Below are 6,414 nucleotides of genomic sequence, written 5' to 3' on the forward strand. Positions count from 1 at the left end.
CTCGGCGCATTTTCGAAACGCGCACTACGCCCGCTGATTTCCTTTAGCTCTGGAATATCAGGGGGATAGTGGCGGAGAGACAGTCCGTTCTTTTGGGCCGAACTTTCAAAATAATATTTGAAAATCAATTCTTTACGGAAATCGCGTGTCGCGCGATGTGCAGCAAAGTGTGCAGCAAAAATCGACCTCAGCCCAAATCTATGAGGTTCGAATCCTTTGCACAATCCCGAAAAGGAAAGGGGCCAGTCGCGGCTATGCAACTGACCCCCTGGACCCTGAGACGTGGCGTTAGCCACTTCGCTGGTCCCGCCACCACAACGGAACCAATGGTTCGCTTGCGAAAGGAAACCACATGAAGGCAGATAACCTTACAAAATCGCCAAATCAAGACAGAATCATGCGCGAAACGGCTGATCTGCGCGAGATTCATGCAGCGCTTGTGCGATTGAGGCCCAAAAGCAAGGCACCCATCGAAGCTGCGTGGACCAAGCAACCGGCGCTGACCGGGGATGCTTTCTTGGCAACGTGGAAGACAGGGGAGAATGTCGGCATTCGCCTTGGTGAACCCTCGTTGACCCCCTACGGCTACTTGGATGGACTCGACTGTGACGTGAGAAAGCCGGAAGCTAAGTGCGAGGCATGGGCGGTCCTTTTGCGGCACTGCCCGAACGCGATGGAATTGCCGAGCGTGATTTCCGGCAGTGGTGGTGACTCTCGCCACATTTATTTCTTCACGCCCCAAACCCTCGACTCCTGGACCATTGCCAAGGGGGACGGATGGGAAGTCGCCGTGAAGGGCACTGGGACTCAGCTTGTGGCGCCGGGCAGCATTCACGACAAGACCGGCAAGCCTTATAGATGGGAACGCAGGTTTGACCCTGGCCTTTGGGATTTGATCGGTGCGCCCGTGGTGGACGTGACGCTGTTGCAGCGACCGGAACGCATGGCACCGGTTGCACCCGCTGGCCCCGTGCCCCTCGACCGGCTGGAAGCGGCGTTGCGCGGTATCGACCCCAAGGATCTTCATCGCGACGAATGGCGCAACGTGGGCATGGCGCTTTGCTATGAGACCGGCGGCAGTGAAGCCGGGTTCCGGGCCTTTGATGCGTTCTCACAACGCGACCCCGAACGCTACAAGGGTGAACGCGACACCCGCTCCCAGTGGCGGTCTTTCGGCAAGGGCAACCGAGGCGAACGGATCAAGGGCGCGACGATCCTTTTCATGGAACGGGACGCCTACGCCCGCGCGATTGCTGCCAGCCTGGACGAAGAATTCGAAGACCTCCCCGAACTCTTCTAAGATCTTTTAGGCGAAGATGAACCGACCCTGAATGACCGCTACGCAATGGTGCGTGTCGGGAAGGACGTGCAGATTGTTGACCGGCAAGCCGATGGCCTGTCGCTCATTTCCGTTCGCGCGTTCCGAGACCTTCACGCCTTTCAAGGGCGCGGCGATAAATGGATCAAGTCGGAAAAGCGAACTACATTCGAAGGGGGTTTGACCTTCGATCCATCCGGCCGCGTTCACAAGGACAAGCTGAACCTCTGGAAAGGCTTCGCGATTGAGCCGAATGAGACCGGCAACTGCGACCTGATCGTGCGCCATATCCGCGACGTTTGGGCGTCCGGTGACACGGCGCACTTCGATTACATTGTGTCGTGGCTTGCGGACATCGTGCAGAACCCGGCAAACAAACCGCGCGTGGCGCTGGTTTTGAAAGGCAGCAAGGGCGCGGGCAAGGACTCGCTTGTGGACCTGATGCGCCGGATCGTCGGATCTCGCCACTACGCCTTGGCGAATTCGCCGGACGTGCTGACCTCGAATTTCAATGGCCTCTATGACACGGCGCTGTTGATCCATGCCGAGGAAGCGAAGCTGGGGCGGCGACAAGAAAGCCAAGGGCATTCTGCAATCGCTCATTACGAATGACACGATCCGCATTGAACGCAAGAACGTGGATGCAGTGCAAATCCCGTCCTTTCACCGGGTCATTTTCAGCACAAACGAAGACTGGGCCGTGCCAGCGACCGCGGATGAACGGCGCTATGCCGTGTTCAACGTGTCGGATCACAGGATCGGGGACCACGACTACTTCGATGCGCTGCACCGGCAGATAAAGGGTGACGGGGCAGCGGCCTTTATGGCCTTCCTTATGGCATGGGAAACGCCGGACGGTATCAGGATCGGGAAGCCGCCGCAGACGCGCGGACTCCTTGACCAGAAACTTGCCGGACTTCGCAACGTGGAAGCGTGGTGGTTTGAGAAACTGTGCGCCGGTTTCACCGGCTGCGACGACTACGGGGATGATGGCGAGTGGCGCAGCGGCTCAGTGGAAGTCATCAAGACCGACCTTCACGGCGACTATTGCAACTGGATGCAGAGGCAACGGCACCACGGAGAAAGCAAAGGGCGGGAAGCCTTCGCTAAGGCGCTGAATGCAATGTGTCCCATGATGCGAAGCACGCGACCCAGAAGGGCGGGGGCCGAAGGGGCAAGCCGACAACGCGCATACTGCATCCCGCAACTGGAGGAATGCCGCAGGGCCTTCGCTGGATACATGAAATCGGATGAGGCGCATTTCAGTTGGAGTGAAGACAATGGCTGAGTTTGGCGGTCCAGGTTCGGTTTGCGCTGGTCCATGTGGTGGTCCACGTTCAGAAGCCCGTAACCCATTGAAAAGACGAGGGTGGTCCAGGTGGTCCGGGTGGAAAACTCACAGTTTAGGTCTTGGGACGTATGGAAGGGTTGCCGACCGCTGTGTCCCAAACCAGCGAAAAGTTTCAGAGAGATTCAACGTGGACCACCTGGACCACCTGGACCACCCGTTGAAATCATTGAGCTTTTCGGACTCGCCAACGTGGACCGCACGTGGACCACCCTCGCTTCGCCCCTCAACCGCATCATGCGCCCCAACCCATCATGGCTTCTAAGGGTCCTTCCCAAGGGGGACCGGCCGCGGGGGGCGCTGACCGCGAAAGAACGCGCTTTGCAGAAATTTTTGAAATGGGACAACCATCATGACCGCGGATCTTGACGACTTCGAAGACCTGCTGGGGGACGTAGGGCTTGATGGCACCGCAGCGGGAGACAGCGGGCCGCTGGTAAATGACTCGGACCTTCTGGCACCCGAGGCACCCGAAACCGGCAAAGCCGCTTCTCAGGCTATACCCGGGCTTGCCACGGAATCCGAGATGGCGCGGTTGCTGGGCATCGCGGCGAACCGGGTTCGCACTCTCGCACGCGACGGGATGCTGCATCGCCCTGTCCGGGGCCGCTATGACGTGCGGGCCTCGCTCAAGACCTACATTGGCGATCTGCGCGACAAGGCGTCCCGGCTTGGCTATGCGGGCGGCAGCAATTGGGAAAGTCCGACCTCGAAGCGGAAAAGCTGCGGCTTGCCCGACAACAGGCTGACAAGATCGAAATCCAGAACGCCGCAGCTCGTGGCGAGCTTGTCAAATCCTCCGAAGTGGAACGCGCTTGGGCTGCGGTGCTGCGCGACGTGCGGGCGGCGATGCTGGCGGTTCCAAGCCGCTGCGGCGCGCCCCTTCCGCATCTGACCGCCCATGACGTTGCCGAGATCGACCGGGAAATCCGAAACGCACTGGAAGGACTCGCGGATGGGCATTGAACTGATCCGGCGGAATGCGCTGCAAGCCCTGCGCCCGCCCGCGAACATCCCGCTGGCCGAGTGGATCGAGTCGAATATCCACTTGCCGCAGACAGCATCCGCGACGCCGGGTCGAATGCGGCTGTGGGCCTATCAGCGTGGCATCTGCGAAGCCATTGACGATCCCGAGACCGAGCGGGTCACGGTGCTGAAATCGGCGCGGGTCGGATATACGCAACTGCTGTCCGGCATCATCGCGTCATACTGCGCGAACCAGCCGTGCCCCATCCTCGCCGTGCAGCCGACCGCGGACGATGCGCGAGACTATGCGGTGGACCTGGAAGCCCTGTTCGAAGCCTCACCGGTTCTGCGGGGCATCCTGTCGGACGAAGCCGACGAAACCGGACGCAGCACCATGCTCAACCGGAAGTTTCCGGGCGGGTCGCTCAAGTTTCTTGCGGCGAAGTCGCCGCGCAACCTGCGACGGCATGCGGCGAAGATCCTGTTGCTTGATGAAATCGACGGTTACGAAGTGAGCCAAGAAGGCGATCCCATCGCGCTTGCCGAGATGCGCACGCTCACATTCAGAGACCGGAAGATAATTGCGGGCAGCACGCCCGTCTTCGACTTCGGCCCTGCAACCCGCCTTTATTCGAAATCCGACCAGCGAGTTTTTGAAGTGCCGTGCCCCGGCTGCGGCGAATTCTCGGAAGTGACGTGGGCCGATATTCGATGGACCGAAGGCGACCCGGACTCGTCGCACTGGGTGTGTCCGTCGCATGGCTGCGTTGTCGAAGAACGGCAGAAACCGGCAATGGTGGCAGCGGGGCGCTGGCGTGCAACCGCGCCGCATGTGAAGGGCCATGCTGGGTTCAAGATCAACGCACTGGTCTCGCCTCACCGCAACGCTCGGTGGGGAAAGCTGGTGGCGGAATTCCTGGAAGCGAAGAAATCGCCGGAAACCTTGCAGACCTTCACAAACCTTGTGCTAGGCGAACCCTGGAAGACCGAAGGCGAAGACCTCGATGAACACGAACTGTTCCAGCGGCGCGAACCGTTCACCCTGCCAACCATGCCAGAAGACGTGTTGTTCCTGACCTGCGGCGTGGACTGCCAGGACGACCGCTTGGAACTGGTCCTGATGGGCCACGGGCGCAGTGATCTGTTCATCCTCGATCACCGGGTGATCTGGGGCGCTATCGACGGGGACGCGGTGTGGCAGGATCTCGATTCCCTGTTGCGCGAACGCTGGACGCATCCCAAGGGCGGAACCATCGGCATTGACGCCTGCGCAATCGACTCCGGCGACGGTGGGCATACCGACATCGTGCATGGCTTCACCCGCCCGCGTTTCGGGCGGCGTGTGGTCAGCATCAAGGGCGTTCCCGGTTTCTCGCGCCCGTTCCTGCAACGATCCGGGTCAAAGGGGGCGCCGCTTTGGCTGGTCGGCAGCGATGCCGTGAAATCGCAACTATTCAATCGGCTGTCGCGCGGGGAAGGCGTCCGGTTTGCCAAGACACTGGAAGCCGTGTTCTTCGAACAGCTGACCAGCGAACGCCGCGTGGTGCGCTACACGCACGGCAAGCCCGTGGCGCGCTTCGAACGGATCAAGGGCAAGCGGGCGGAAACACTGGACGCGACGGTCTATGCGTGGGCGGCGCGGCAGTTGGTGGGACAGAATGTGGAACGCCGCGTCGAAGAACTGGAAACGAAAACGGCGCCACAAAGGACGCCGCGAGTCGTGAAATCGAGATGGTTGGGCGGTTGACCCGCATCGCGGCAATGTCTCCGTTCACGAAGACGTTGCCAAGCAGGCGGAACTCATTTCATTAATTTCTTACGGTCGGTCCATGTAGCTTAAGGTCAGACGCGATAAACGCCTTTTGGCGGTTTGAAAGATTTTCCTTTCAAATAAGCCTGAACTTCTCGAAATTGCGATGCATAATAGATCAACGCTTCTTCGTTCAGCCGTCCAAGGTATGGTCCATTGACGCTTTGAATAGTTCTCTCCTGCCCCGGCACAAAAGCAAGATCAAAGATTTCGTAGCAGACATAAATGTCCTTCACGCCGTCTAAGCTCGTCCCGGCTTTGTGATCACTACGAATAAGCTCGCCAAACTGCCCCTTCGGTGGGGGGCTGTGAGAAACCATCAAAACAAGACATACTTGAAGGCCAGCGCGGTCCTTGACACCACGTGACTTAAGCACCGACGCGCGCTGTGCGCCTTCGTAACTCTGAAGAACGATACCTGGATGAGGGTGGGTAGCTTCACAGGTGGGGAAGCGAAAACCGACAACGTCACCTGCTTGTACAGGCGTGGGAAGTGCCAAGAATCAATCATTCCGAATCGTTCAGGCAGCCTCTACAGCAAGAAGATCGAACAGATCGTCGTCAAGCACACCATCATGCTTGCCAATGAGCGAGATGCTTTCGACAGCGTTCAAACCCACGAAGCCATTGTCATCGCAGTCGTTTTTGGCACGCACAGGCTCGGCCGCGCGCAAAGCGAACGCCGATACATGTGTTGTCATAAAGCCCATGGCTTTCATCACTTGTGCTCCTTTGAACGCATCTGAGTATCGATCATCGGTACGAAAAGTCAACATCTTCCTAAGCCGAAGAGTTCCACCAGTAGTCATTTTGCGTTCCGGTCTTCTGCCTGTCAATCGGCATGCAATTTTGACCCCCTATCGGCGTCCAAAAATGACCCCCTGTTTGGCGCACTTGTAGCTGGCCCGATGCGGTGTAGCCATCATACAGCGCAGCCGTATCGGGCCAGCGGGGCTTGGATTATTCCCTGTT

7 protein-coding genes are annotated in these 6,414 nt (G+C 58.9%); 4 read left to right on the plus strand and 3 right to left on the minus strand.

Going from position 1 to position 6,414, the window contains the following annotated elements:
- Nucleotides 1-352: 352 nt before the first annotated feature.
- The 3 genes from ACN0SE_RS18005 (at nt 353) to ACN0SE_RS18015 (ending at nt 2,606) form a co-directional block, all read left to right on the plus strand.
- Nucleotides 353-1,300: a bifunctional DNA primase/polymerase gene (locus ACN0SE_RS18005; RefSeq protein ID WP_417525916.1), complete on the plus strand. Its 948-nt coding sequence runs from the start codon at nt 353-355 to the stop codon at nt 1,298-1,300.
- Nucleotides 1,301-1,366: 66 nt separating this feature from the next.
- On the plus strand, nt 1,367-1,930 hold the full coding sequence (locus tag ACN0SE_RS18010; protein ID WP_417525917.1) for a primase-helicase family protein: 564 nt from the start codon (nt 1,367-1,369) through the stop codon (nt 1,928-1,930).
- Entirely contained in the window at nt 1,860-2,606 is a 747-nt protein-coding gene (locus ACN0SE_RS18015) for a primase-helicase family protein (protein ID WP_417525918.1), read from the plus strand. Before ACN0SE_RS18010 ends, ACN0SE_RS18015 begins: the two co-directional genes overlap by 71 nt.
- 735 nt (nt 2,607-3,341) lie before the next feature.
- On the opposite strand, the gene ACN0SE_RS18020 is transcribed toward ACN0SE_RS18015, so the two are convergent.
- Nucleotides 3,342-3,629 carry a hypothetical protein gene (locus ACN0SE_RS18020; RefSeq protein WP_417525919.1) on the minus strand — a complete coding sequence of 96 codons (288 nt, stop codon included), beginning with the start codon at nt 3,627-3,629 and terminating at the stop codon, nt 3,342-3,344.
- Between ACN0SE_RS18020 and ACN0SE_RS18025 the strand changes: the two genes are divergently transcribed.
- Nucleotides 3,622-5,379: a phage terminase large subunit family protein gene (locus tag ACN0SE_RS18025; RefSeq protein ID WP_417525920.1), complete on the plus strand. Its 1,758-nt coding sequence runs from the start codon at nt 3,622-3,624 to the stop codon at nt 5,377-5,379. The genes ACN0SE_RS18020 and ACN0SE_RS18025 overlap by 8 nt on opposite strands.
- A 95-nt stretch (nt 5,380-5,474) precedes the next feature.
- On the opposite strand, the gene ACN0SE_RS18030 is transcribed toward ACN0SE_RS18025, so the two are convergent.
- Both ACN0SE_RS18030 and ACN0SE_RS18035 read right to left on the minus strand, forming a co-directional pair.
- A complete protein-coding gene (locus ACN0SE_RS18030) occupies nt 5,475-5,942 on the minus strand; it encodes a hypothetical protein (RefSeq protein WP_417525921.1) in 468 nt (155 codons plus the stop codon).
- A gap of 21 nt (nt 5,943-5,963) precedes the next feature.
- On the minus strand, nt 5,964-6,161 hold the full coding sequence (locus tag ACN0SE_RS18035; protein ID WP_172428814.1) for a hypothetical protein: 198 nt from the start codon (nt 6,159-6,161) through the stop codon (nt 5,964-5,966).
- Nucleotides 6,162-6,414: the final 253 nt, after the last annotated feature.

The sequence above is a fragment of the Marinovum sp. genome (genome assembly GCF_048263515.1).
In the GTDB taxonomy this organism is placed as follows: Bacteria; Pseudomonadota; Alphaproteobacteria; order Rhodobacterales; family Rhodobacteraceae; genus Marinovum.